The following is a 24,673-nucleotide window of genomic DNA, read 5'->3' on the forward strand; positions in this document are numbered from 1 at the left end:
ATAGAAGAAGGCGAGCAATCCGATCGCACGACGAAAGCGGATCAGATTCAGACCAACCCAGCGCAGAGGTGTGACCAGAAGGCCTGCCACAAGAAGTTGCAGGCCCAGTTCGCCCAGCCGAAGTTCAATCTCTTTTACCGGGTCGGGGCCAAGGCCATTGCTGATGGCAAGCCAGACGATCCAGAGAAACGGCAGGATGCCCGCGAGATAGACGGCATTCACCGGAACCCGGCGGGCAAGGCTGTTGATCTGGTCCATCAGTAGAACTTCGTCAGATCCATGTCGGCATAGAGGGAGGCAACCTCGGACTCATAGCCGTTGAACATGAGCGTGTCCTGTCGTCCGGCGAAAAGGCCTGCGCCGATGCGGCGTTCCGTGGCCTGCGACCAGCGCGGGTGATCCACTGTCGGATTCACATTGGAGTAGAACCCGTATTCGGAAGGTTGCAGCATATTCCAAGTCGCAAGTGGCTGTTTATCGACAAGGCTGATGCGAACGATGCTCTTGATCGATTTGAAGCCGTATTTCCACGGAACGACCAGACGGATCGGTGCGCCGTTCTGGTTCGGCATCTCTTCCCCGTAAAGACCGGTGGCGAGAATTGTCAGAGGATGCATCGCCTCATCCAGACGCAGGCCTTCGCGGTAGGGCCAATCGAGGATTGGGGACCGTTGGCCCGGCATCTCCTCGGGTCGGACGAGGGTTTCGAAGGCGACATATTTCGCGCCCGGCTGAACGCCGACGCGCTTGAGCAGACCGGAAAGTTCGAAGCCGATCCACGGGACGATCATCGACCATGCCTCGACACAGCGAAAGCGGTAGATGCGTTCTTCAAGTGGCTGACCCTTGAGGACATCGGCAAGGTCATAGGTGCCGGGCTTGTCGACCATGCCGTCGATGACGATGGACCACGGATCGGTGGTCAGGCTGCCTGCGTTGCGGGCGGGGTCTTCTTTGCCGGTGCCGAATTCGTAGAAGTTGTTGTAGCTGGTGATGTCTTCAAAGCTGTTGGGCGCTTCGGCGGTGGAATAGCGGCTAGGCGAATAGGTCAGCTTCGCCGCAGCAGGGGCAGCGACAAGGGCAGCACCTGCCCCTGCGATCAGGGCGCGGCGGTTGAGCCAGAGATGTTGCGGCGTAACATCCGACCAGCCGGGGGCGGTTCTTTTCATAGTCCAATCTCCTTCGCGGCATCTGCCATGGAGTGTGCGCCACTTGACGCAAAAGACAACGGGTGTGCCCTTCACCTTGGCTTTACGTGTGCAAAGGGCAAAGTGTTTCAGTCACGAATGGTAAATCCGCGTCACAGGTTTTTGACTGGAAGGCGAAACAGGGCGCGGCTTAGGCGTGGAGCGGTTTTCGGCAAGGCGGCGTAACGCATCTGTCAGCGTCATCCAATCGCATTCGAACCCCATATGAGGGAGGCCAATTCTGGCGACAGATCAAATGGGAGTGACGCCAATGATCCGCAGAACATTTCTTGCCCTGACCACCGCTATGGCCCTTTCGGCCCCGGCTTTTGCAGACAATCATTCGAAGGACATCGTCGACACCGCCGTGGGCGCGGGCAGCTTTACCACGCTGGTCGCGGCCGTTGAGGCGGCCGGCCTTGTCGATACCCTGAAGGGTGAGGGGCCGTTCACCGTCTTTGCGCCGACGGATGCCGCCTTTGCCGCGCTTCCGGCCGGCACGGTGGAAGACCTGCTGAAGCCCGAAAACAAGGACAAGCTGACCGCAATCCTGACCTATCACGTGGTTCCGGGCAAAGTGATGTCGACCGATCTGTCCGAAGGCCTGACGGCTGCAACGGTGCAGGGCGCAAATGTGACCATCACGCTGGAGGGTGGCGCGAAGGTCAATGGCGCGACCATCTCGACCGCCGATATCGAGGCTACGAATGGCGTGATCCACGTCATCGACGCGGTCATCCTTCCGCCCGAGGGCTGATTTTTAACAGAATCAAAGGGGGCGCAGCAGCGCTGCGCCCCCTGTCTTCAGTGAACGACTGCCTGAGACGGCCTTTCGCGGTTCGATGCGATGACCCGATCCCCAACGATCAGGCCTTCGGCACCCGCCGTCACGTGAACGGTACACCCATCAAGGATATCGCCAGCAAGCAGCATCTCGGCCAGCGGGTCCTGCAACTGACGCTGGATCACCCGTTTAAGGGGGCGCGCACCATAGACGGGATCATAGCCTTCCTCGGCCAGCCATGCCTTGGCATCAGCGGCAAGGTCGAGCGTGATCTTGCGCTGTGCAAGACGCTTTTCCAGACGCCGAAGCTGAATTTCGACGATGCCGGTCATATCGGCGCGACCAAGGCGGTCAAAGATGATCGTCTCATCCAGACGGTTCAGGAATTCGGGGCGGAAATGAGCACGCACCGCTTCCATCACCTCACGCTTGGCCATCGCCGCATCCGACCCGTCGGGCAAGAGTGACAGCGCCTGCGACCCAAGGTTCGAGGTCAGAACGATGATCGTCTGCTTGAAATCCACCGTGCGGCCCTGACCATCGGTCAGGATGCCATCGTCCAGCACCTGAAGAAGAACGTTGAACACGTCGGGATGGGCCTTTTCCACCTCGTCAAACAGGACAACCTGATAGGGCTTGCGGCGAACTGCCTCGGTCAACACGCCGCCTTCATCATAGCCGACATAGCCGGGGGGCGCGCCGATCAGGCGGGCCACGGCGTGTTTCTCCATGAATTCGGACATGTCGATGCGCACCATCGCGGTTTCATCGTCAAAAAGGTATTCGGCCAGCGCCTTGGTCAATTCCGTCTTGCCCACCCCGGTGGGGCCGAGGAAGAGGAACGACCCCAGCGGGCGACCTTCGTCATTCAGGCCCGCGCGGGCGCGGCGGACGGCTTTCGACACCGCTTCCACTGCCTGAAGCTGTCCAATGACACGGCGGCCAAGCTCTTCCTCCATCCTTAGGAGTTTTTCCTTTTCGCCTTCCAGCATCTTGCTGGTGGGGATGCCGGTCCAGCGTTCGACAACCTCGGCGATCTGTTCGGGGCGCACGGCTTCACTGACCAAGGCCTCACCTTCGCGGGCTTCGGCTTCTGCCAGCGATTTTTCCAGCCCCGGAATGCGCCCGTATTGGAGTTCGCCTGCCTTGGCGAAATCACCTTCGCGCTTGGCCTGCTCCAGTTCGGCACGGGCGCGGTCGAGTTGTTCCTTCAACTCACGCGCCTGTTCAAGGTTGTCACGTTCCGCCTGCCATTTGGCGGTCATCGCGGCGGATTGCTGTTGCAGATCCGAAAGCTCCTTCTCCAGCTTTTCCAGACGGTCGCGCGAGGCGGCGTCGTCTTCCTTTTTCAGCGCCTCGGATTCGATCTGGAATTGCAGGATCTGACGGTCAAGGGCGTCAAGCTCTTCGGGCTTGCTGTCCACTTCCATCCGCAGGCGCGAAGCGGCCTCATCCACAAGGTCGATCGCCTTGTCGGGAAGGAAGCGGTCGGTGATGTAGCGATGCGACAGGGTCGCCGCCGCCACAAGCGCCGAGTCGCTGATGCGGACACCGTGATGAAGTTCGTATTTCTCCTTGATCCCCCGCAGGATAGAGATCGTGTCTTCCACCGTGGGTTCGTTCACCATCACGGGCTGGAAACGGCGGGCAAGGGCTGCGTCCTTTTCCACATATTTGCGGTATTCATCCAGCGTAGTCGCGCCGACGCAATGCAATTCGCCCCGGGCAAGAGCGGGTTTGATCAGGTTCGCGGCATCCATCGCGCCGTCGGATTTGCCCGCGCCCACGAGGGTGTGCATTTCGTCGATGAAAAGGATGATCTCACCATTGGCAGAGGTCACCTCGTTCAGGATGGCTTTCAGCCGCTCCTCAAACTCGCCACGATACTTGGCCCCTGCGATAAGGGCGCCCATGTCCAGTGCCATCAGTTTCTTGTTGCGCAGGGATTCGGGCACGTCGCCGTTCACGATGCGCAGGGCAAGGCCTTCGGCGATGGCGGTCTTGCCAACGCCAGGTTCACCGATGAGGACGGGGTTGTTCTTGGTGCGGCGCGACAGAACCTGCATGGCGCGGCGAATCTCTTCATCCCGGCCGATGATCGGGTCGATCTTGCCTTGTTCTGCCGCCTCGGTCAGGTCGCGGGCATACTTCTTCAACGCGTCATAGCCTTCTTCGGCGGATGCCGTGTCGGCGGTGCGACCCTTGCGGATGTCGTTGATCGCAGCGTTGAGTTTCTGTGCCGTGACTGCCCCGGCATCCAGTGCCTGCTTGGCGCCGCCGGGAACCATGGCCAGCGCCATAAGGATGCGTTCGACGGGAACAAAGCTGTCACCCGCTTTCTTGGCCAGTTTCTCAGCCTCATCCAGAACCTTCACAAGGCCCGGATCGGTGAAGGGCTGCGCATCGCCCGAAACCTTTGGCAGCTTGGACAGCGCCAGATTGACGGCTTCGGCCACGCGGGCGGGTTCCCCCCCGGCGCGGCGAATGAGGTTGGACGCCAACCCCTGATCGTCATCCATGATCGCCTTTAGAAGATGTTCGGGCGCAAGCCGCTGGTGGCTTTCCCGCATCGCAATCGTCTGCGCGGCCTGAAGGAACCCGCGCGAGCGTTCCGTGAACTTTTCAAGGTTCATCGGCATTTCTCCTTTTCATAGCACCGTCCTGCGAACGCCCTGAAAAGGCACGCCCGCCCCGGCCTTGACAGAAAGATGGGACGCAGCCCTGCCTGATGCAAGATTGCAACGCCGGGCTGCGGCAACTTTTCCTGAAAGCCGGCTTCATATTGGCCCAAGTACGCGCAGCGGAGACGCCCGGAACGGGCGGCGGGGGCGGCAGCCCCTAAGCTTCGTAGCGGATGAACGCAAAGGCATGGCCGTCAGGGGCCCAGTTTGGGACGTTCATCGTGCCCTGACCGCCTGTGAATTCAAGAATGCGGCGACGGTCGCTGCCATCGGGGCGGCACAGAACAAGGGCAATGGGAAGGTCGGCGGGATGTCCTTCGGTTCCCGGAGGGTAGGCAAGATAGAGCAGGTGCTTGCCGCAGGGCGACGGATGGGGGAACCAGTTGACGTGATCATCGGCGAAAAGCCTGCGCTGATCCTTTCCATTGGCGGCCATGACCCAAATCTGCGCGTGACCGTCGCGGTCGCAGTTCCAATAGATCAGCCTGCCGTCGTGGCTGTAATCCGGTCCATCGGAATGGCCTTCGCCATGGGTAAGGCGGGTTTCGATGCCGCCTTCGACAGGCAGGGTATAAACATCGATGACCCTGCTGCCGCCGCGAGCAGCGACATAGGCAAGTGATTTGCCATCGGACGACCAGCCGTGCCACCAACTGGGTGCAGCGGGGCTGATAAGACGGGGGGTGCCGCCAGATGCGGGCATCAAGAAAATCTCAGACCCCGCACCGCGATGGTGGGAGAGAACAATGGTCCTGCCATCCGGGCTGATACCATGATCATTGTTGCAGCGGTCAGCAAAGCCCGTATCGACTGGGATCAGACGAGGATCTGCAAGCGGCACGCGAAACAGCCTGCCGCCGCCATTGACCAGCAGCGTATCACCGGACGGGTCCCAATTGGGGGCCTCGATCCGGTGTTCGACAGTCAGGATGGTGCGGGAAAGCCCATCGGCGAGGGTCCAGAGAGTGAGGTGCGATCTCACCTTTCCTTGGCCTTGAGAAGCTTGGCCGGGCGCAGCCGTTCAGCGTCGCGCATCAGGCTGAAGGTTTGGTTGACGTAATTCACCACGCCGGAAATCTGTTCCATATAAGCGGTGAGTTCGGGGGTTTTGTCGGCCTCGATCATCTGGACGGGCCTGTCGGGGCCTTCATGTTCGAACTGGCAATAGAACAGGGGTTCGCCCCGTTTCAGGATGATGTCCTTTTCCGGTTCGTGCCATTCGAAGGCCCACATGATGGGTCGTGGCCAGAGGTTCAACTGGAAGCGGCCACCAAAGATTGTGCCGGGAAGCGGATCCTTGCGGTAATGGGCGAAGGTGCCCACCTGCGTCATCCAGACGGGTTCATCCGCGATGAAAGTGTAGGGCAATTGCAGTTGGATCGTGGGGCGGTCGGGGTAGCGCCACTCTGCCTCAGCCACGAGGGTAAGCACCTCGTTCAGTTTGTTTGACCGGATGGGAGAGGCGCTGCCTGCACGGTTGACCAGCACGGCCTTGCCCTTGTCATCGCGGGCAAAGCCGATCTGAAGGTCAAAGGGGCATTTGACAACGAAATAGCGGCTTTCCATCTGGATGACGGCGGGGCAGCGGCTGGCGCTTTTGGCGTGCTGGCGGTTGACCTGTCGGGAGACCAGACGTTCGGGCGGCTCATACAGCACCGCGCCCTTATCAGAGGACAGGAACCAGCCCACCTGCACGGGGCCTGAGCGGGGACCGTCTTGGGGGCGGTCATAGGTCACGGTGATCTGCACGGGTCTACCTTTTCTGATACTGTGTCGTCAGGGCCGCGAAGAGGGCACGCACCTGCGTTTCAGAGGTGACGTGCCGTTCGGGCGGGCCGAAGCCAAAGGCGGCGATGGTGGCGGCTTCGGGTTCCGGCATGGAACAGGAGGCGTGGATTTCACGCAAGGGCAGATGCGAAAGGGCGGGCAGCGTTTCGGGCCGGATGCCCGCTCCGGGCATAATCAGAATGCGCCCCGCCGCCTGATCCATGAGACGGGCAAGGGTCGCGGCACCTTCCGGGGCGGAGAGGGCGCCGCCCGAGGTAAGGATGCGGCGGAAGCCCAAGGCGATGGCCGTTTCCAGCGCCCGCGCTTTGTCAGGCGTAAGGTCAAAGCAGCGGTGAAGGGTGGTGTCCATCCCTTCCGCCTCGGCCAGAAGGGTGGACAGCATCCATTCATCCAGCCGACCATCGGGGCGCGAGGCCCCAAGGACGACGCCTGCAAGGCCTGCAGCACGGGCGGCGGCGATATCGGCCTTCATCTGGCGCAGGTCTTCGGCAGACCAGACGAAACCGCCCGCGCGGGGGCGGATCATGGCCAACGCTGGGATCGGTGCACGTGCCGCCTCGGCCATCAGACCGGGGGATGGGGTCAAGCCGCCAAGGGCGAGGGCCGAGCAAAGCTCTGCCCGCCCTGCCCCGCCCCGGATCGCGGCGGCAAGGCCGGTGGCATCTTCGACGCAAACCTCAAGCAGGATGTCAGGCAAAGGCCACCTCGGCGGCGGCGGCAGCCCCGATCAGGCCGGGTTCGATGCGGCATAGGGCAGGAGTGACGATGGGCGCATCCGCGCGGCGCAGGATCATGGCGCGGACAGCTTGGTCGAGATGCGCAATGAGGGCAGGCACGTTGGAGAGGCCACCGCCCACGGGAACGATGGAAGCGCCGACCGTGTTCAGAATCATGGCAAGCGGCGGGGCGAGTATGGCACGCCAGATATCCACCGTTTGCGCCGCCTGTGGTTCGCCTGAAAGCCAGCTTTGCAGGATGGTTTCAGAGGAAAGCGCGGCTTGGTGCAGGGTCTGGTGCAGCCGTTCGATGCCGCGCGCCGAACAGACGGCATCAAGGCAGCCCGTCAGCCCGCAGCCGCAAGGATATTCGGGCAGGGTGACGCCTTCGACCTGTGTCCGCGCGACGGGGCCGTGGCCCCATTCCCCAGCAAATCCACCGGGGCCAGAGATGGGCTTGCCGTCGATCACCAGCCCGCCGCCTACGCCGGTGCCAAGGATGACGCCAAAGACGGTGCGGTGGCCCTGTCCTGCACCCTGCGTCGCCTCGGCCATCGCAAAGCAATCTGCGTCGTTGAGAATGAGGACGGGGAGGTTCAGATGCGCCTCAAGCTCTGGCCCCAATTGGCGGCCATCGGCGCAGGGGATGTTGGCAACGCGCAGGCATTGCGTTTCGGGGTCAACGACGCCTGCAATGGAAATGGCGATTGCCTTGGGATGCAGCCCTTGGGCAAAGCGGGCGATGGCGGCGATGAAGGCCGTGAAATCCCCTGTCGGAGTGGGCGTGTCGCCCAGCGGCGTGAGGGTGCCGCCCGTAGAGGAGGCGGCCTTGATGCGGCTGCCGCCGATATCGAAACAGAGGATCATGCGCCATCCCTGCAGTTTTCGGCTAGATTAACGGGCTTCGCGCGGCTTGACAGCCCCGCCTGTGCGGATCATCTGGCGCGGGCTTTCATCGGGGGAATGCGGATGTCTGACGACCGTCTGATCGTGGCGCTGGATGTGCCGAATGTGGTGCAGGGGTTGGACCTTGTCTCGCGCATCGGCGCGGCGGCGAATTTCTACAAGATCGGGCTTGGTATGCTGACGGGTGGCGGGCTGGCGCTGGCCAATGAGATCAAGGGCGAGATGGGCAAGCGGGTCTTTCTGGACCTGAAGCTGTTCGATATCGGCGCCACGATCGAAGCGGCGGTGCGGGGGATCGCGCGATACGATCTGGACCTGCTGACCGTGCATGGCGACCCGCAGGTGGTGCGGGCGGCAGCGGAAGGCAAGGGCGGCAGCGGGTTGAAGATCATGGCGGTGACGGTGCTGACATCGCTGGATCGGGCCGATCTGGATGCCAATCTGATCAAGGCGGGTGATATCCATGATATCACACTGGAACGGGCGGCACGGGCGTTAGAGGCCGGGGCGGATGGTGTGATCGCCAGCCCGCAAGAGGCCGCGATGATCCGGGCACTGCCGCAGGCCAAGGGCAAGCTGATCGTGACACCGGGGGTTCGGCCCGCAGGCGCGGCGGCAGGGGATCAGAAGCGGATCGCCACCCCGGCGCAGGCCATCGGGGATGGGGCAGATCACATCGTGGTGGGGCGTCCGATCTGGCAAGCCGCAGACCCGGCGGCGGCGGCGCGGGCTGTCATTGCGGAATTGCCAGCGCGGTAAGGGCGCGGCGGACACGCGCCTTAAGGCCGGGTATCGCCTTGGGATGGTTCAGGAAATCGTCGATCAGCATCAAGGCCCAGCCCTGCCCTTCTGCCCCGAAGCGAACCGCCGCAACCTCTGCCTGTGTGATGTGACCGGCGAAGAAGACGGCGGGACGTGCCGGATCGACCAGACCGGGAAAGACGGCACGAAAAATCAGACGGGTGGCGGGAAGGCGTAGGCCGAATTCTTCTTGGAGTTCGCGCAGGAGGCAGGTTTCAGCGGTTTCATTACCGTCTCGGCCACCTCCGGGCAGGTCCCACATGCCCGGCCATGGCAGGCCGGGGCGATCATCGCGCAGGCAGGCAAGGAGGGCGTCACCGCAGAAAAGCGCGGCCTTGGCCCCCACAAAGCCTGACTCAGTTATCATTGATATCGCGGTCCCAGCGTTTCACCTGTCCGGCGCGCACCCCCATCGTGCGGCGAAGCGCAACCCAAGCGACGAGAGAGCAGAGCGCGAAGATCAGAAACAGGAAGGCCGGACCACCGACAAGGATATCAAGGCCAAGTAAGATGCCCGTCACCACCGCGCCGATGGCAAAGCCGAGAAAGATATAGCCGGGCAGCAGCACCTCAAGCACACCGATCAAGAAACCGGCGACGATCCAGACCCACCAGATGGACCACCACATCAGGATTTTCCCCGAACCAGTTTGAACGCATCCGAGAATGCCTCAAGCGCGTTCGCGGGCAAAAGGATCGTTTGCTTGCCTTCGCCCACAGCGACTTGGGCCAAGGCCTCTACCTGTTTCATGGCGATTTGGTATTGCGCAGCTTCAAGCCCATTGGCGGTGATGGCGGTGGCGATCACGCCTGTCGCATAGGCCTCGGCATCCGCGGTGATGCGCTTGGCCTTGGCGGCCTGCTCGGCGGCGTAAAGATCGGCATCGGCGGCAAGTTCGACCGCGCGTTTTTTCCCTTCAGCCTCGGTCACTTGGGCGCGGCGGGCGCGTTCGGCGTTCAGCTGTTGCAGCATGGCGGCACGCGTTGCATCGTCGAGATTGACGTCAAGGATTTCGGCGCGCGTCACCTCTACCCCCCAGTCATCGACCATCATGCGGACCTGTTCGCGCACCCTTTCAATGAGTTGCGCGCGGTTCGACTGGACCTGATCGAGTTCCAGCTTACCGATTTCCGACCGCACGATCCCGGCCACGGTGGTGGCAATGGCGGCATCCACGTCGCGGATGCGGTAGACCGTCTTTTCCGGCTCGGTGATGCGGTAGAAGACCGAAGTTTCCACCTTTACCAGCACGTTATCGGCGGTGATGGCGTCCTGCGAGGCATTGGGAAGTTGCCGTTCAAGGATCGAAATCTTGTGCGGCACCCGATCAAGGAAGGGGACGACGAAGTTGATCCCCGGTCCGAGGACCGACCGGAGGCGGCCAAAGCGTTCGACCACATGCTTTTCGGATTGCGGCACGATCCGCACGCCAAGGAAGATGCAGAGGATGATGAAGATCGCGATTGAAAGAAAGATCGCGTTGCCGCCGAAAAGTTCAGGCTCCATGCCCGCTACCTCCTGAAATGCTACGGGCGAATCATGGGGGTTTGGCGTGTTGGGTGCAAGGGTCGGGCATGGACGCGCGAAAAGGGGCGGCGCATAATAGGGCCATGCCAGCCCTGTGCCGCGACTGTCTGACGACCTTTGAGGATGCCCCGCGCTGCCCGGCCTGTCGTAGCCCGCGGGTTCTGGCGCATCCAGAACTGTTTGACCTGTCCATCGCGCATATGGACTGCGATGCCTTCTATGCCAGCGTGGAAAAGCGCGACAATCCCGATTTGCGGGACAAGGCCCTGATCGTGGGGGGCGGGACGCGGGGAGTGGTGTCAACCTGCTGTTATATCGCGCGAATCTCTGGCGTACGTTCGGCGATGCCGATGTTTCAGGCGTTGAAACTGTGCCCTGACGCGGTGGTGGTGAAGCCGCGCATGGCCGTCTATGCCGAGGAAAGCCGCAAGATCAGGGCGATGATGGAGGCGCTGACGCCGGATATCGAACCCCTGTCGCTGGACGAGGCATTTCTGGACCTGTCAGGGACGGCGCGGCTGCATGGTGCGCCGCCTGCCGTGATGCTGGCGCGGCTGGTGCGCCGGATGGAGACAGAGTTGGGCCTGACCGGATCTATCGGCTTGAGTCATAACAAGTTTTTGGCAAAGATCGCCTCCGACCTTGATAAGCCGAAGGGGTTTTCGGTGATCGGGCGGGCCGAGACGCAAGCCTTTCTGACGCCGAAACCCGTGCGGATCATCTGGGGGGTGGGGACGGCCACGCAATCCGCGCTGGAGGCGGCGGGTATAAGAACGATCGCAGACCTGCTGCGTTGGGACAGGGCCGATCTGGTGGCGCGGTTCGGGAGCATGGGGGAGCGGCTTTATTATCTGGCGCGGGGGCAGGATCAGCGGCGTGTCAGCCGGGATGAGAGGCCGAAATCCATCAGCAAGGAGACGACCTTCAACGAAGATACGGGGGACCCAGATATCCTTGATGGGCATATCTGGCGGCTGGCAGAACAGGTGGCGGATCGGGCAAAGGCCAAGGACCTTGCCGGGCGGACGGTGGTATTGAAGCTGAAACGTGATGATTTTCAGACGGTTACGCGGCGGCATGCCTTGGGCGATGCGACGCAGATCGCGGATCGCATCTATCGCGCGGCGCGGGACTTGTTCGATCAGGCGGGGGCGAAAGGGCCGTTTCGCCTGATCGGGGTAGGGATTGCCGATCTGGTGCAGGCCGATCAGGCGGATCGATCAGGTGACCTATTGGACCCCGGCGCGGGGCAAAGGGCAAAGGCAGAGCGGGCAGCGGATGCGATACGGGCGAGATTCGGCAAGGATGCGATCATCAAGGGCCGAAGCCTGCGCTGATCATTCCGCCGCAAGGGGCATATTGCCTGCCTGCGGGGCCGTCACATCAGCGATGACACGGGTTACAAGCCGTTGAAATTCCTTGAAATCGGGCCGTGGCTGGATGCGCTGTTCATCCATGTAGAGAGCGCGGTCAATTTCGATCTGCACCACGTGCTGTTGGCGCGAGGGGCGACCATAGGCTTGGGCGATATACGCCCCTGCAAAGGGCGCGTTGCGGGCGGTGCGCAGGCCTGCGGCGGCGAAGGCGCGTTCGATGCGTTCGACCACATCACGAGAGGCGGCGGCACCAAAACGGTCGCCCAGAACCACATCGGGGCGCGGATAGCCGGGGCGGGAATGTGCCTCAATCGCCTCATGCGGCATGGAGTGGCAATCGATCAGGATCGCCTGACCGAACTGCGCAAGGTTTTCATCTAAAAGAGTTTTTAGCGCGGTGTGATAGGGGTGCCAGACAGAGGCGATGCGCCGTTCCGCCTCGGCCCGCGGGAGTTTGCCGCGATAGATGGCCCGGCCACCCGCGACGACGCGGGGAATGACGCCAAGCCCGGAAGAGACGCGGGGGTTGTGGGGGGCGCGGTCGATGCCTTCGATCACCGCCGGGTCGAGTTCGTCAGCAGCGCGATTGAGGTCGATATAGGCGCGGGGGATGCGGGCGGCGAGGAGGGGCGCGCCGTGCAGGGGGGCGGCGGAAAACAAGTGATCGACAAAGGCATCCTCTGACGAACGGATCGTGTGGCGATCAAGAAGGCTTTGCGAAACAAAGCTTTGCGGGTAGTCGGCGCCGGAATGTGGCGACGAAAAGACCACCGGGGTGGTCCGGCGGCGGGGAAGGTGGAGGGTGTATGCGTCGCTTTGCATCCCACAGATATAGCCGTGTTTTTCCAGATGCCAAAACCCCTTGAACCTATGGGCGACTCCTTTTATAGACCCCACGACCGACGCGGACCCGCCCGCGTCCTTTTGTTTTGGGAACGGGCGGATAAGTGAAGGAGCGTGGGCGGTTAGCTCAGCGGTAGAGCACTACGTTGACATCGTAGTGGCCACTGGTTCGATCCCAGTACCGCCCACCATTTCGCCGTTTCCTGACAAGGGAAACATCAAGGATTTCAAGGCGCTGCGCGCCGCGAATGGGAGAAGAACGATGAAGGTTGCGAACTCGCTCCGCTCGCTCAAGACGCGTCATCGCGATTGCCAGGTCGTGCGCCGCAAAGGCCGCGTCTATGTGATCAACAAGACGCAGAAGCGGTACAAGGCTCGTCAGGGCTGATTTTTTCCGGGAGACCGGAGGACAGGGCCGCCCGGTGGGCGGCCTTTTGTTTTTCGTCGCGCCCAAGGCATTGAGAACGCTGGCTTAATCGGGGCTTTCGGGCGAAAACGGTTGTGCCCTGTTTTGTGCCGCCTTTTGTGCAGCATTCTGTGGGCACGCAGCGCACGCTGGGGTGCGCGTTAACCTTAACGACGCGAATCGTTTGGAGGGCCTTGTCATGCATCCGAATCCCGCCTTTCGGGGCCAGCCTGAAGAGGAGAATCTGCGCTTTGCCACGGCGAAGGGCTTTGGGATGCTTTGCGTGAATGGCGCGGCGGGGCCACTCGCCGCGCATGTGCCTTTCGTGATGGCAGGGCCGCATGTGGTGGAGGTGCATCTGGCGCGGTCCAATGCGATGGCGCGGACAGGGTTGCCTGCGCCTGCGCTTTTGGCTGTACAGGGGCCGGATGCGTATATCTCGCCCGACTGGTATGGCGTGCCGGATCAGGTGCCGACATGGAATTATGTGGCGGTGCATCTGCGCGGCGTGCTGCATCCGATGGAGGCAGAGGAACTTGAACCGCAGGTGGACGCGCTTTCGGCCATGTTCGAGGGGCGGATCGCGGGCAAGCGGCCATGGACCAAGGAGAAGATGGGCGAGGGGGTGATGGCCCGGATGATGCGGGGTATCCTGCCCTTTCGCCTTGAGGTCACCGAGATCGACGGGACGTGGAAGTTGAACCAGAACAAGAGCCCGGAGGCGCGGGCGAGGGTGATCGCGGCGCTGGAGGCGCAGGGCGGGATGGCGGCGCAGATCGCGGCCCTGATGCAGGCGCTGGACTGAGGGAGCGGGATGGGCCGGAGGTTGGGGCGGCGGAAGGGCGCGGTTCCACTGTGGAAATCGCTTTTCCAGGAAGCGGGGCGGGCCTAGGGTTTGGCCAAAGCCGAAGGAGCCTGTGACATGCGTCTCTTTTTCTCGCCCACCTCGCCTTATGTTCGCAAGGTGATGGTCCTGTTGCATGAGACGGGGCAATTGGACGAGGTCGAACTTGTGACGGGGTCGGGAAGCCCGGTTGACCCCGGTGCGGCGCCGCTGGAGGCCAATCCTCTTGGCAAGGTGCCTGCGTTGGAGCGGGGGGATGGGCCTGCCATTTATGACAGCCGGGTGATCTGCCAGTTTCTGGATGCGCGGGCCAAGGCGGGCGCGGGGGCCGGGCTTTATCCGACGGATGGGCGTCGCTGGGACACGCTGGTGGTGGAGGCGACAGGGGATGGCATTCTGGATGCCGCGCTGCTGATGGTTTACGAGGGGCGACTGCGCCCGGAAGAGATGCGCTTTGCCCCTTGGGTGGAGGGGCAATGGGCCAAGGTGGACCGGTCGTTGGATGCGCTGGAACAGCGCTGGATGGCGCATCTGGACGGGCCTTTGGATGCCGGGCAGATCGCGGTGGCCTGCGCGCTGGGTTATCTGGATTTTCGGCATGATGCGCGGGGTTGGCGGACGGGGCGGCCTGCGCTGGCGGAATGGTATGCGCGCTTTGCCGCGCGGCCTTCGATGATGGCGACGATGCCTGTCTGACATGTCTTTGCCTTTCGGCGCCTTTGTCACGGTGTGGCTGTTTCTGGCGGCCAATATCGCCTCGCCCGGGCCGAATGTTTTGAACACGATCGCGCTGGCGATGGGATCGGGGCGGCGGGCCGGGCTTGGATCGGCCTGCGGGGTGGGTCTGGGCATCGGGTTGTGGTGCCTGTCGATGCTGCTGGGTCTGGCGGCGGTGATCGCGGTTGCGCCGTGGATGGCGGAGGTGCTGCGCTGGGCGGCGGTGGGGCTGCTTTTGTTGTTTGCGGGGCGCTATCTGCGGGCGGCGCTGGCGGGGTATCGGGCGCGCGGCATGGCGGTGCCGGAGGCGCGGCGCGGTGCGGGATTTGCAACAGGGTTTCGGCGGGCCCTGGCGGTGATTGCGGTCAACCCCAAGGCGCTGACGAGTTGGCTGGCGGTGATGGGCATGTTTCCGGTGGCGGATGCGCAGGCGGGGGATATGGCGGTCCTTTGCGCCGGGGCCTGTGTCCTGTCGTTTTCGATTCACGGCATCTACATGATTCTGTTTTCAACTGCGCCGGCCTTGCGGTTCTATCTGCGCGCGGGCTGGCTGTTGCAGGGGGTGGCGGGCCTCCTGTTCGCTGGCTTTGCGCTACGACTTGTCGCAGGGGGTTGAGCGGGACCGCTGCCGTTACATCCTTTGCGCATGGCCTTTGGCCGGTGCGGGGCGGTTTGCGCGCCCGTCCGGCCACAGGGCGAAATTTTCCGCAGGCTTTGGCAGGGTCTGCGCCCGTTTGTCCGCTGGACGATCCGGCGCGCCTTGTCTAAAAGCCGCCCGGCAAGGCTGCGGGTGACCGCGGCCCTATCGACAATGGGTCGCGGGAGCCCCCCGCGCCTGTGAAAGGGAGAATATCTCGTGTCCCACGCTGACGAAAACGCAGGTACCCGGCGGGATTTCCTGTACTACGCGACGGCAGGGGCCGGTGCGGTTGCCACGGGCGCCGCTGTCTGGCCGCTGATCAACCAGATGAACCCTTCCGCCGATGTTCAGGCGCTGTCGTCGATTTTCGTCGACGTGTCGGGCGTGGATGTCGGGACGCAGCTGACGGTGAAGTGGCTGGGCAAGCCCGTCTTCATCCGTCGCCGCACGCCGGAAGAGATCGAGGCAGGGCGCGCTGTCCCGCTGACCGATCTGGTCGATCCGCTGTCGGACAACGCGAACAAGCCGGGGGCAGATGCCTCGGACGAAAACCGCACCTTGGACGAGGCGGGCGAGTGGCTGGTGATGATGGGGGTCTGCACCCATCTGGGCTGCGTGCCGCTGGGCGATGGCGCCGGTGAATTCGGCGGCTGGTTCTGCCCCTGCCACGGGTCGCATTACGATACCGCGGGCCGCATCCGCAAAGGGCCTGCACCGCGCAACCTGCCGGTGCCGGTGGCGGCTTTCGAAGACGAATCCACGATCAAGCTCGGGTAAGGAACACAAGAGATGGCCGGAATTCCGCACGACCATTACGAGCCCAAGAGCTCTGGCGAGAAGTGGCTGCACAAGCGCCTGCCGATCGCGGGGCTTCTGTATGACACGATCATGATCCCCACACCCAAGAACCTGAACTGGATGTGGATCTGGGGGATCATCCTGACCTTCTGCCTTGCGTTGCAGATCATCACGGGCATCATCCTGGTGATGCACTACACGCCGCATGTCGATTACGCCTTCGCGTCGGTCGAACATATCATGCGCAATGTGAATGGCGGCTATATGATCCGCTATCTGCACCAGAACGGCGCGTCGCTGTTCTTTGTGGCGGTTTATCTGCACATCTTCCGCGGTCTTTATTACGGGTCCTACAAGGCCCCGCGTGAGATCACCTGGATCGTGGGCATGTTGATCTATCTGCTGATGATGGGCACGGCCTTTATGGGCTATGTGTTGCCGTGGGGTCAGATGTCCTTCTGGGGCGCGACCGTGATCACCGGCCTGTTTGGCGCCATCCCCGGCATCGGGCCGAGCATTCAGACTTGGCTTCTGGGCGGGCCTGCGGTGGATAATGCCACGCTGAACCGGTTCTTCAGCCTGCACTATCTGCTGCCCTTCGTGATCGCGGGCCTTGTGGCCGTGCATATCTGGGCGTTCCACACCACGGGCAACAATAACCCGACCGGGGTGGAAGTGCGCCGCGGGTCGAAGGAAGAGGCGGCCAAGGATACCGTGCCCTTCTGGCCCTATTACGTGATCAAGGACCTGTTCGCGCTGGCGGTCATTCTGGCGGTGTTCTTCGCCATCGTGGGCTTCATGCCGAACTATCTGGGTCACCCGGACAACTATATCGAGGCGAACCCGCTTGCGACGCCTGCGCATATCGTGCCGGAATGGTACTTCCTGCCCTTCTACGCCATCCTGCGCGCCTTTACGGCCGATGTCTGGGTGGTGATCGCGGCGGAATGGATCACCTTCGGGATCGTCGACGCCAAGTTCTTCGGCGTGCTGGCGATGTTCGGGGCCATCGCTGTGATGGCGCTGGCGCCGTGGCTGGATACCTCGTCCGTCCGGTCGGGCCGCTATCGCCCGATGTTCAAGTGGTGGTTCGCGCTGCTGGTTGTCGACTTCATGGTTCTGATGTGGGTCGGTGCAATGCCTGCGGAAGAGCCCTATGCGACCATCTCGTTGATCGCGTCGGCCTATTGGTTCGCCTACTTCCTTGTGATCCTGCCGCTTCTGGGGGTGATCGAGAAGCCGCTGCCGCAGCCGGCGACCATCGAGGATGACTTCAATGCCCACTACGGCAAGCCCGGCGGCAATGCCGTGGCGCAACCGGCCGAGTGAGAAGGGAACTGAGCAAGATGATCAGGAAGATCGCACTCACAACCGCTGCCGTTCTGGCGCTGTCCTCCGGGGTGGCGCTGGCGGCGGGCGGGCATAAAGAAATCACCGATGTGGACTTCGCCCATGAAGGCCCCTTCGGGAAGTTCGACCAGTTTCAGCTTCAACGCGGGTTGCAGGTCTATACCGAGGTCTGTTCGGCCTGCCACGGGCTGAAATACGTGCCGATCCGCACGCTGGCCGATCCCGGTGGCCCGCAGCTGCCGGAAGATCAGGTGCGCGCCTATGCGGCGCAGTTCACCGTGACCGACAAGGAAACGGGGGAAGATCGCGAAGGCAAGCCGACGGACCACTTCCCGGTTTCGGGGATGGAAGGCGCGCCGGACCTGTCGCTGATGACCAAGGCGCGGGCCGGATTCTCGGGGCCCTATGGCACCGGGATGAGCCAGCTGTTCAACGGCATGGGCGGGGCGGAATACATGTATTCCATCCTGACACATTACGAAGAGAACCCGGAATGCGCCCCCGATGGCATCGACGGGTTCTATTACAACACCTCTTTCGACAAGGGTGCGATTCCTGACTCCTGCAAAGACGAGAAGGGGATTTCCACCATTCCGGGCAGCTGGATCGCGATGCCGCAGCCGCTTGGAGATGATCAGGTGACCTATGCCGACGGCACCCCGGCAACGGTGAGCCAGATGGCAGAGGATGTGTCGGCCTTCCTGATGTGGGCGGCTGAGCCGAAGCTGATGGATCGTCGTGAGGCCGGGTTCAAGGCGGTCATCTTCTTGATCATCCTTGCCTCGCTTCTGTATCTGACGAACAAGCGGATCTGGGCGAGCGTGAAGGGCAAGACGGCCTGAGCCATCCGGTGATGTGAATAAAAAACCCCGCCTGAAAGGGCGGGGTTTTTTATTTGGCGCGTTGGGGAGGCGGAATTTGACGCAAATTCCGCGGCGATTTCTGGCGCAGAAATCGCACTGGGGCCGTTGTGCATCGGTTGTTGAGCGGAATTTGCGTCAAATTCCGCCGCGGTTCCTGCGTCAGGAACCGCCCTGGCCCAGATACGCGGTGAGGGCCTTGGGGGGCGTGGCGAAAAGCATGGCCGTGTCTTGTGGCGGATGAGCCAGCCCGTCGGCGACAAGGATCGTCTGATCGGCGAAGGTTTTCGCATCCTGCGGATCATGGGTGACCATCAGGACGGTGGCCCCAGTCTCTGCTGCGACCTCGGCCACTAAGGCGAGCATGTCCCGTTTCAGCGCGGGGCCAAGCGCGGCAAAGGGTTCGTCAAGCAAAAGAAGCGGTCGCGCCCGCAAAAGCGCGCGGGCAAGGGCCGCCCTGCCCTGCTGACCGCCCGACAATTGGCCCGGTTTGCGCTGGGCCAGACCATGCAGCCCGGTCCGGTCGAGCGCCTTGGCAACCTTGTCCCGGATATCCGGGATCAGCCGCCCATCCGGGGCAAGGCCCAGCGCGAGGTTCCGTTCCAGCGTCAGATGGGGAAAGAGGTTCTGATCCTGAAACAGGATCGTGACGGGGCGCTGACCGGGATTTGTTTCAGTGATGCTCTGGCCCTGCCAGAGGATGCGGCCGGATTGCGGGGGGACAAAGCCTGCGATGGCATTCAAGAGGGTGGATTTCCCTGCGCCTGATGGGCCGATCAGCGCGACCCGCGCGCCTTGCGAGATGGTCAGGTTGGCCATCAGGCGAAAGTCGGGGGCCGTGAGGGTGAGGTGGTCAAGCAGGAGCATGGCGGCGACCGATCCCGTCGAAAAGGGCGAAGAGGGTGAAGGAAAGCGTCAGCAAAAGAAGGGAGGCGGCGGCCGCCTGTTCCATCCGGTAGCTGCCCATCAGGCTGTGGATATAGAGCGGTAGGGTGGCATTCGTCTGGCCGGCAAAAAGCGTGATGACGCCCAGATCGCCCATCGAGAGCGCCGCCGTGATGCCCGCACCAAAGCCCAAGGGGCGGGCGAGCTGCGGGAGGGTGACAAGGCGGAACTTGGCGGCAGGGGTCAGGGCGAGGGCCGCCGTCAGCCTGCCATAATCGGCAAGCAGCGCGCGGGCGGGCGGGGAGAGGAGGCGATAGCTGTAAGGCAGCGCGAGGGTGGCGTTGGTGGCGATGGTGACCGGGATTGCAAGGTCGGATGGCGCAGCAAAGGGGCGGAGCATCAGGAAGAGGCCGGTGCCGATAACGAGGGACGAGGCGGCAAGGGGGAAGGTGGCTGCGGCGTCGAAAAGGCGATGGCCCATGGCGCGGCGGGCGGTGGCCAGCGCAAGGGCCAGCGCGGCGGCGGTGGCCAGCGCGGCGGAGGCCAGCGCTATGGCAAGAGAGCGGGTGGTCGCACCGATCAGGCCTTGGGGAAGGTTCGTCAGGCCGGGCAGGCCGCGGGCCACAAGCGCGGCAAGCGGCAGGATCAGGAAAGCGGCGGCCAGCGTGATGGCGGCGGCATCCAGCGCGCGGCGCCAGCCTTTCGGGGCGGGAAGTTCGGGGGGGCGGCCAAGGCCCGCGCCAAAGCCCGTGTCACGGATCAGCGCCCAGCCCGCCAGAAGGGCGGCAGTGGTGAGGGCGAATTGGAGCAGGGCAAGGGTGGCGGCGCGGTCAGGGGCGAAGTCGAAGCGGAGCGCTTGGTAGATGGCCAATTCCACCGTCGTGGCGGCGGGACCGCCGCCGAGGATGAGGGCAGTGGCAAAGCTGGCAAGGCAGAGAGTGAAGATGGTGAGAAAGGCCCCCGGCAGGGTGGCGCGCAGCATGGGGAATTCCAGGTGGCGGAACTGGGCCATGGGTGTGAGGGCGAGGGACCGGGCAAGACGGAACCGTTCCGCCGGGATGGCCTGCCAGCCTTGCAGGATCATGCGGGTGGCGAGGGGCAGGTTGAGGAAGACATGCGCCAGCAGGACGCCGTGCAGGCCATAGGGGGAGATCGGCGGCAGGCCTGCGGTGGTGAGGAGTTGGTTCAGCGTGCCCCCCCGACCGAAGATGGCAAGAAGGCCAAGGATCGCCACGATAACCGGAAGCAGGAAGGGCGCCCCCATCAAGGTGATCAGCGCCCCGCGACCGGGAAAGCGGCGACGGGCCAGCGCACGGGCCACGGGGATTGCGAGGGCGGTGGAGATGAGCGCCGAGAGGAAGGCTTGCAAAAGGGTGAAGCGAAGCGCCGCCCAGTCGGCGGGGCCAATGGGGGCCGCGCCTGCATGAATCGCCACGGCACCGACGGTGCCGAGCGTCATGGCCCCAAGAAGGGCGGCGGCAAGCGCCGCCCCCATGGGGAGCCTTAGCGGGCGAGCGCGGCTTGCCATTCGGACAGCGCCGCGTCGCGGATGGTGGCGGCCTCATCCGGGGAAAGGAGGAGGGAGGTTTCGGGCTGGATCAGCGTTTCGAACCCGGCGGGCAGGCCTACGGCTGGTGTCACGGCGGGATACATCCAGTTCGTGGTGGGGATCACCGATTGGAAGGCTTCGGATCCGATGAAGGCGAGGAAGGCATTGGCCAATTCGGGTTGATCGGTGGCGGCCAGTTTTCCGGCCACTTCGACCTGCATGTAATGGCCTTCAGTGAAGGGGGCGGCGGCCTTCGTATCATCCTCTTCCGCGATCAGGTGATAGGCGGGAGAGGTGGTGTAGGAGAGGACCATGTCAGCCTCACCTTCCAAGAAAAGGCCATAAGCCTCGGACCAGCCGGGGGTGACGGTGACGATATTATCGGCCAGCGCTGCCCAGATTTCGGCAGCACGGTCGCCATAGGCGGCCTTGACCCACATCAGAAGGCCGAGGCCGGGGGTGGAAGAGCGGGGGTCCTGAATCAGAATCTTCACATCCGAGGCGGCGAGATCTTCAAAGGATTTTGGCGGTTCGGGGAGTTTCGCCTTGTCATGGACGAAGGCGAACCAGCCCCAGTCGAAGGGGACGAAGTTGGGATCTTCAAAAGGCACGGGAAGGGTGTTGGCCCAGGTCTGGCCATGCGGGGCGAAAAGGCCCGTGGCGGTGGCGGCTGCGGTCAGGTTCGTATCAAGGCCGAGGACGATATCGGCATCCGAGGCCGCGCCTTCCATCTGGATACGGGCGAGAAGGGCTGCGCCATCGCCCGCGGCCACGAATTGCAGGTCGCAGGCACAGGTTGCCTCGAACGCCATTTCGACCGCCGGTCCGGGGCCCCATTCGGCGGTGAAGCTGTCATAGGTCAGGACGGTGAGGATGGGCTTGTCTTGTGCCGTGGCTGCGGTGGCAACGGTGGCAAGGCCCAGCGCAAGTATGGAAGGTTTCATATTTCTCTCCATTTGCGACGGGTGGTCGGAGATGGAGATCGAATTCCATGCACCTTCCCTCCGCCGGTATGATCCGGTTCAGGTTCAACGGGTCCGCTTTCGCATCTCAGCCCTATGGGCACCCCGAGGTAGGGGGGAAGATAAGGGATGGCGAGGCGGGTGCAAGGGGGATCGTTGGCGCTTGTGGTGCGGGAGGACCGGGGGTTTCACACCCCCGGACCCCCGTGGAGTATTTTTCCCAAGATGAAGCCGGGCGTTAAGGTTAACGGGGCGGGGTCGGGAGTGATCGGCAGGCGTTAAGGTTAACGGGCAGTCATTAGGGTTAATGCTGGGGCGTTAAGGTTAACGTGGATGGATCGGAGTCGGGGACACTGGGAGGCTGGGAGGCTGGGAGGCTGGGAGGCTGGGAGGCTGGGAGGCTGGGAGGCTGGGAGGCTGGGAGGCTGGGAGGCTGGGAGGCTGGGAAAAATGCCGCGGGGCGCGGGCCTGTCAACCGGGTTTTCGGGTGGGGTGCCATGGGCGAGCCTGCCAAACCCCTTTGCGCCCTGCCCCGCTTTGGCCTATGGACGGGGCCGGATCAGGGAGCCTTTGCGATGTCCTTCAACACCTTCGGCCATATCTTTCGCGTGACGACATGGGGCGAGAGCCATGGGCCAGCGCTGGGCTGCACGGTAGATGGGGTGCCGCCGGGGGTGGCCTTGGCGGAGGCGGATATCCAGCCGTGGATGGACAAGCGGAAGCCGGGGCAGAACAAGTTCACCACGCAGCGGAAGGAACCCGATGAGGTGCGCATCCTCTCGGGCGTGTTCGAAGGGGTGACGACCGGCACGCCGATCCAGTTGATGATCGAGAATACCGACCAGCGGTCGAAGGACTATGGCGAGATCGCGCAGGCCTTCCGGCCGGGTCATGCCGACATCACCTATCACCAGAAATACGGGGTGCGGGATTATCGCGGCGGCGGGCGGTCCAGCGCGCGGGAAACGGCGGCGCGGGTGGCGGCGGGGGCCGTGGCGCGGGCGGTGCTGGCGCGGATGGTGCCGGGGCTGCGGATCGCGGGATATATGGTGCAGATGGGTGTGAAGGGGATTGACCGCGCGCGGATTGATCTGGCGGAGGTGGAACGGAACCCGTTCTGGTGCCCGGATGCCGTCGCAGCAGAGGAATGGGCCGTCTATCTGGATGAGTTGCGGCTGTCGCATAATTCGGTGGGCGCGGTGATCGAGGTCGTGGCGGAGGGGGTTCCGGCCGGGTTGGGGGCACCTTTGTATGGCAAGCTGGATAGCGATCTGGCTTCGGCGATGATGTCGATCAATGCCGTGAAGGGGGTGGAGATCGGGGACGGTATGGCCTCGGCCGCGTTGACGGGGGTGGAGAATGCCGACGAGATCCGCATGGGGGCGGAGGGGCCGGAGTTCCTGTCGAACCATGCGGGTGGGATTTTGGGCGGGATTTCGACGGGGCAGCCGGTGGTGTGCCGGTTTGCGGTGAAACCCACGTCATCGATCCTGACGCCGCGACGGACGGTGAATGTGAAGGGCGAAGAGATCGACCTGATCACCAAGGGGCGGCATGACCCCTGCGTGGGCATCCGCGCCGTGCCGGTGGGCGAGGCGATGATGGCCTGCGTGCTGCTGGACCATCTGCTTTTGGATCGTGGGCAGACGGGCGGCGTGCGGGGGAAGATCGGCTAAGCCGGTTTGCGTGACAGCTGCACGGCCAGAATGCCGGCGGCAACGATGGCTGCGCCGAGGATGTCGGTCAGCTGAAGGGTTTCATTCAGAAGCAGCGCCGCGATGGCCGTGCCGAAGGCAGGGTTGAGGAAGTGATAGGTGGCCGCGCGGGTGGGGCCGATGCGGCGGACGAGGGCGAACCAGATCAGCGTGGCGGCGAGGCCGGGGATGAAGATCTGGTAGGCAAAGGCCAGCGCGAGCGGCAGGGTGGGCGTCAGGCGGAAGGGCTCCGTCAGCGCGGCGATTATGGCCAGGGCGGCGGAGCCTGCGAGCATCTGCAAGCCCACGACCAGAAGAAGCGGGCCAAGGCCGCCTTGCGCGCCCGAGGCGGAGCGCAGAGTCAGGGTGGCGATCGCGAGGGCCAGCGCGCCGAGGATGCAGAGCAGGGTCCCCAAGGGATCGGCCCCGCCGGAAAGGCGCGTGCCCATGATGAGGGCGGTTCCGGCAAAGCCTGCGACAAGGCCCGCAAGACCGAGGGCAGGCAGGCGTTCGCCCCGGAAGGCCCATGACAGGGCGGCCACCATCAGGGGCATGGAAGCGGCGATGATCACGGCAAGCGATGCCTCGACCCATTGCAGGGCGATGAAGTTAAGGCCGAGATAGGCCGTGTTCTGCAAGAGGCCGAAGGCCGCAACAGAGCGCCATTGCGCGCGCGTGAGGGTGGCGCGCGCGCCAAGGGCCAGCGCGACGCCCACCGCCAAGAGGCCGGAAATCAGGAAACGGGCCGCCAGTGCGGCAAGGGGTGCGGCATCGGCAACGATGATGCGGGCCGTGGCAAAGGCCGAGGACCACATCAGGGCGAAGATCAGGCCCATCAGAAGGGCGCGCAGGTCCATCGGTAGCCTCGACGCAAAAAGGGCCGCCCGGGATGGGGCGGCCCTGCATTCAGTCCATGCCTGAGATCAGGCGTTGACGCTGTCCTTCAGCGCCTTGGCGATGGAGAACTTCACCTGCTTGTCGGCCGGTTTGGTCACGGTTTCGCCGGTGGCCGGGTTGCGCACCTGACGTTCCGGGCGGGCGCGGCAGACGACCTTGCCCAGACCCGGCAGCGTCACGGCACCGCCGGCCGCCACTTCGCGCGCGACGACGGCGGCGATGGCATCAAGGGCGGCAGAAGCCGTTTTTTTGTCCGACCCCATCGTTTCGGCGAGGGCAGCGACGAGCTGGGTCTTGGTCATCGGTTTCGACATGTCATGTTCCTTCGTTTGCGGGCCCCATTATGCGGCGGGGCTTTCCCTGTCCATGAAGCGACTGGATGTCGCTAAATTCTGTTTCGCCGAACAAATCAAGCCCATTCTGACGGATTTGGCCGGTTTACGCTGCGCGGGCCTTGCGAT

General features: G+C 63.4%; 27 protein-coding genes, 1 tRNA gene and 1 riboswitch (1 of these 29 running past the window's edge). Of the genes, 12 read left to right on the forward strand and 16 right to left on the reverse strand.

What is annotated here, in order from left to right; genetic code table 11:
* Both msrQ and msrP read right to left on the reverse strand, forming a co-directional pair.
* On the reverse strand, positions 1-258 hold the start of the coding sequence (msrQ, locus tag QF092_RS12180) for a protein-methionine-sulfoxide reductase heme-binding subunit MsrQ (protein ID WP_281464170.1). Its footprint begins 351 nt before the window's first position; only the first 258 of its 609 coding nucleotides appear in the window; the start codon lies at positions 256-258; the stop codon falls past the left edge of the window.
* Positions 258-1,169, reverse strand: coding sequence for a protein-methionine-sulfoxide reductase catalytic subunit MsrP (gene msrP / locus QF092_RS12185; RefSeq protein WP_281464171.1), 912 nt, complete (start codon positions 1,167-1,169; stop codon positions 258-260). The genes msrQ and msrP overlap by 1 nt, the downstream gene beginning before the upstream one ends.
* A gap of 289 nt (positions 1,170-1,458) precedes the next feature.
* Between msrP and QF092_RS12190 the strand changes: the two genes are divergently transcribed.
* Positions 1,459-1,944, forward strand: coding sequence for a fasciclin domain-containing protein (locus QF092_RS12190; RefSeq protein ID WP_281464172.1), 486 nt, complete (start codon positions 1,459-1,461; stop codon positions 1,942-1,944).
* Positions 1,945-1,991: 47 nt separating this feature from the next.
* Here QF092_RS12190 and clpB read toward each other — a convergent pair whose 3' ends face one another.
* The 5 genes from clpB to QF092_RS12215 all read right to left on the reverse strand — a co-directional run bounded on the left by clpB (position 1,992) and on the right by QF092_RS12215 (position 8,023).
* Positions 1,992-4,604 carry an ATP-dependent chaperone ClpB gene (gene clpB / locus QF092_RS12195; RefSeq protein WP_281464173.1) on the reverse strand — a complete coding sequence of 871 codons (2,613 nt, stop codon included), beginning with the start codon at positions 4,602-4,604 and terminating at the stop codon, positions 1,992-1,994.
* A gap of 205 nt (positions 4,605-4,809) precedes the next feature.
* On the reverse strand, positions 4,810-5,634 hold the full coding sequence (locus QF092_RS12200; protein ID WP_281464174.1) for a TolB family protein: 825 nt from the start codon (positions 5,632-5,634) through the stop codon (positions 4,810-4,812).
* Positions 5,631-6,401, reverse strand: coding sequence for a hypothetical protein (locus QF092_RS12205; protein WP_281464175.1), 771 nt, complete (start codon positions 6,399-6,401; stop codon positions 5,631-5,633). The genes QF092_RS12200 and QF092_RS12205 overlap by 4 nt, the downstream gene beginning before the upstream one ends.
* Before the next feature lie 4 nt (positions 6,402-6,405).
* On the reverse strand, positions 6,406-7,137 hold the full coding sequence (locus QF092_RS12210) for a copper homeostasis protein CutC (RefSeq protein ID WP_281464176.1): 732 nt from the start codon (positions 7,135-7,137) through the stop codon (positions 6,406-6,408).
* Positions 7,130-8,023, reverse strand: a complete 894-nt coding sequence (locus tag QF092_RS12215) for an ROK family protein (RefSeq protein ID WP_281464177.1) — start codon at positions 8,021-8,023, stop codon at positions 7,130-7,132. The genes QF092_RS12210 and QF092_RS12215 overlap by 8 nt, the downstream gene beginning before the upstream one ends.
* Before the next feature lie 102 nt (positions 8,024-8,125).
* On the opposite strand from QF092_RS12215, the gene pyrF reads away from it, so the two are divergent.
* Complete coding sequence (pyrF, locus tag QF092_RS12220; RefSeq protein WP_281464178.1) at positions 8,126-8,821, forward strand: orotidine-5'-phosphate decarboxylase; 696 nt, start codon at positions 8,126-8,128, stop codon at positions 8,819-8,821.
* Here pyrF and QF092_RS12225 read toward each other — a convergent pair.
* Genes QF092_RS12225 through QF092_RS12235 form a run of 3 tightly spaced genes read right to left on the reverse strand, consistent with a single transcriptional unit; the run spans position 8,796 to position 10,370 of the window.
* Positions 8,796-9,230, reverse strand: a complete 435-nt coding sequence (locus tag QF092_RS12225) for an NUDIX hydrolase (protein WP_281464179.1) — start codon at positions 9,228-9,230, stop codon at positions 8,796-8,798. The two genes, pyrF and QF092_RS12225, sit on opposite strands and share 26 nt — an antisense overlap.
* Positions 9,220-9,492: an NfeD family protein gene (locus QF092_RS12230; RefSeq protein ID WP_281464180.1), complete on the reverse strand. Its 273-nt coding sequence runs from the start codon at positions 9,490-9,492 to the stop codon at positions 9,220-9,222. The genes QF092_RS12225 and QF092_RS12230 overlap by 11 nt, the downstream gene beginning before the upstream one ends.
* Positions 9,492-10,370, reverse strand: coding sequence for an SPFH domain-containing protein (locus QF092_RS12235; protein ID WP_281464181.1), 879 nt, complete (start codon positions 10,368-10,370; stop codon positions 9,492-9,494). The genes QF092_RS12230 and QF092_RS12235 overlap by 1 nt, the downstream gene beginning before the upstream one ends.
* 104 nt (positions 10,371-10,474) lie before the next feature.
* Here QF092_RS12235 and QF092_RS12240 point away from each other — a divergent pair, with 104 nt between their 5' ends.
* Complete coding sequence (locus tag QF092_RS12240) at positions 10,475-11,728, forward strand: DNA polymerase IV (protein ID WP_281469950.1); 1,254 nt, start codon at positions 10,475-10,477, stop codon at positions 11,726-11,728.
* On the opposite strand, the gene QF092_RS12245 is transcribed toward QF092_RS12240, so the two are convergent.
* On the reverse strand, positions 11,729-12,589 hold the full coding sequence (locus tag QF092_RS12245) for an N-formylglutamate amidohydrolase (protein ID WP_281464182.1): 861 nt from the start codon (positions 12,587-12,589) through the stop codon (positions 11,729-11,731). It lies immediately after the preceding gene.
* Between the two features lie 137 nt (positions 12,590-12,726).
* Between QF092_RS12245 and QF092_RS12250 the strand changes: the two genes are divergently transcribed.
* The 8 genes from QF092_RS12250 (at position 12,727) to QF092_RS12285 (ending at position 18,207) form a co-directional block, all read left to right on the forward strand.
* Positions 12,727-12,801 (forward strand) — tRNA-Val (locus QF092_RS12250).
* A gap of 71 nt (positions 12,802-12,872) precedes the next feature.
* Positions 12,873-12,998: a type B 50S ribosomal protein L36 gene (gene ykgO / locus QF092_RS12255; protein WP_023666132.1), complete on the forward strand. Its 126-nt coding sequence runs from the start codon at positions 12,873-12,875 to the stop codon at positions 12,996-12,998.
* 217 nt (positions 12,999-13,215) lie between these two features.
* Positions 13,216-13,821: an FMN-binding negative transcriptional regulator gene (locus tag QF092_RS12260; RefSeq protein ID WP_281464183.1), complete on the forward strand. Its 606-nt coding sequence runs from the start codon at positions 13,216-13,218 to the stop codon at positions 13,819-13,821.
* 117 nt (positions 13,822-13,938) lie between these two features.
* A complete protein-coding gene (locus tag QF092_RS12265; protein ID WP_281464184.1) occupies positions 13,939-14,556 on the forward strand; it encodes a glutathione S-transferase in 618 nt (205 codons plus the stop codon).
* A 1-nt stretch (position 14,557) separates the two neighbouring features.
* A complete protein-coding gene (locus QF092_RS12270) occupies positions 14,558-15,193 on the forward strand; it encodes a LysE family translocator (RefSeq protein ID WP_281464185.1) in 636 nt (211 codons plus the stop codon).
* A gap of 240 nt (positions 15,194-15,433) precedes the next feature.
* Positions 15,434-15,994 (forward strand): ubiquinol-cytochrome c reductase iron-sulfur subunit, encoded by a 561-nt coding sequence (gene petA / locus QF092_RS12275; protein ID WP_281464186.1) that lies wholly within the window; start codon positions 15,434-15,436, stop codon positions 15,992-15,994.
* A 12-nt stretch (positions 15,995-16,006) separates the two neighbouring features.
* Positions 16,007-17,344, forward strand: coding sequence for a cytochrome b (gene petB / locus QF092_RS12280; RefSeq protein ID WP_281464187.1), 1,338 nt, complete (start codon positions 16,007-16,009; stop codon positions 17,342-17,344).
* A gap of 17 nt (positions 17,345-17,361) precedes the next feature.
* The gene (locus QF092_RS12285) at positions 17,362-18,207 is read left to right on the forward strand and encodes a cytochrome c1 (protein WP_281464188.1); all 846 of its coding nucleotides are present in this window, start codon (positions 17,362-17,364) and stop codon (positions 18,205-18,207) included.
* 180 nt (positions 18,208-18,387) lie between these two features.
* On the opposite strand, the gene QF092_RS12290 is transcribed toward QF092_RS12285, so the two are convergent.
* From QF092_RS12290 to thiB, 3 genes are read right to left on the reverse strand one after another with little or no spacing between them, the layout of a single operon-like run.
* Positions 18,388-19,092: a thiamine ABC transporter ATP-binding protein gene (locus QF092_RS12290; RefSeq protein ID WP_281464189.1), complete on the reverse strand. Its 705-nt coding sequence runs from the start codon at positions 19,090-19,092 to the stop codon at positions 18,388-18,390.
* Positions 19,079-20,638, reverse strand: a complete 1,560-nt coding sequence (locus tag QF092_RS12295; protein ID WP_420026457.1) for an ABC transporter permease family protein — start codon at positions 20,636-20,638, stop codon at positions 19,079-19,081. The genes QF092_RS12290 and QF092_RS12295 overlap by 14 nt, the downstream gene beginning before the upstream one ends.
* Positions 20,614-21,603: a thiamine ABC transporter substrate binding subunit gene (gene thiB, locus QF092_RS12300; RefSeq protein WP_281464191.1), complete on the reverse strand. Its 990-nt coding sequence runs from the start codon at positions 21,601-21,603 to the stop codon at positions 20,614-20,616. The genes QF092_RS12295 and thiB overlap by 25 nt, the downstream gene beginning before the upstream one ends.
* Before the next feature lie 38 nt (positions 21,604-21,641).
* Positions 21,642-21,739: riboswitch (TPP riboswitch) on the reverse strand.
* A gap of 457 nt (positions 21,740-22,196) precedes the next feature.
* On the opposite strand from thiB, the gene aroC reads away from it, so the two are divergent.
* Complete coding sequence (gene aroC, locus QF092_RS12305) at positions 22,197-23,297, forward strand: chorismate synthase (protein ID WP_281469957.1); 1,101 nt, start codon at positions 22,197-22,199, stop codon at positions 23,295-23,297.
* Here aroC and QF092_RS12310 read toward each other — a convergent pair.
* Positions 23,294-24,172 (reverse strand): DMT family transporter, encoded by an 879-nt coding sequence (locus QF092_RS12310; RefSeq protein WP_281464192.1) that lies wholly within the window; start codon positions 24,170-24,172, stop codon positions 23,294-23,296. The genes aroC and QF092_RS12310 overlap by 4 nt on opposite strands.
* A 66-nt stretch (positions 24,173-24,238) precedes the next feature.
* Positions 24,239-24,526: an HU family DNA-binding protein gene (locus QF092_RS12315; protein ID WP_281464193.1), complete on the reverse strand. Its 288-nt coding sequence runs from the start codon at positions 24,524-24,526 to the stop codon at positions 24,239-24,241.
* Positions 24,527-24,673: the final 147 nt, after the last annotated feature.

Origin of the sequence: Fuscovulum ytuae (assembly GCF_029953595.1) — a bacterium.
GTDB classification, from domain to species: Bacteria; Pseudomonadota; Alphaproteobacteria; order Rhodobacterales; family Rhodobacteraceae; genus Paragemmobacter; species Paragemmobacter ytuae.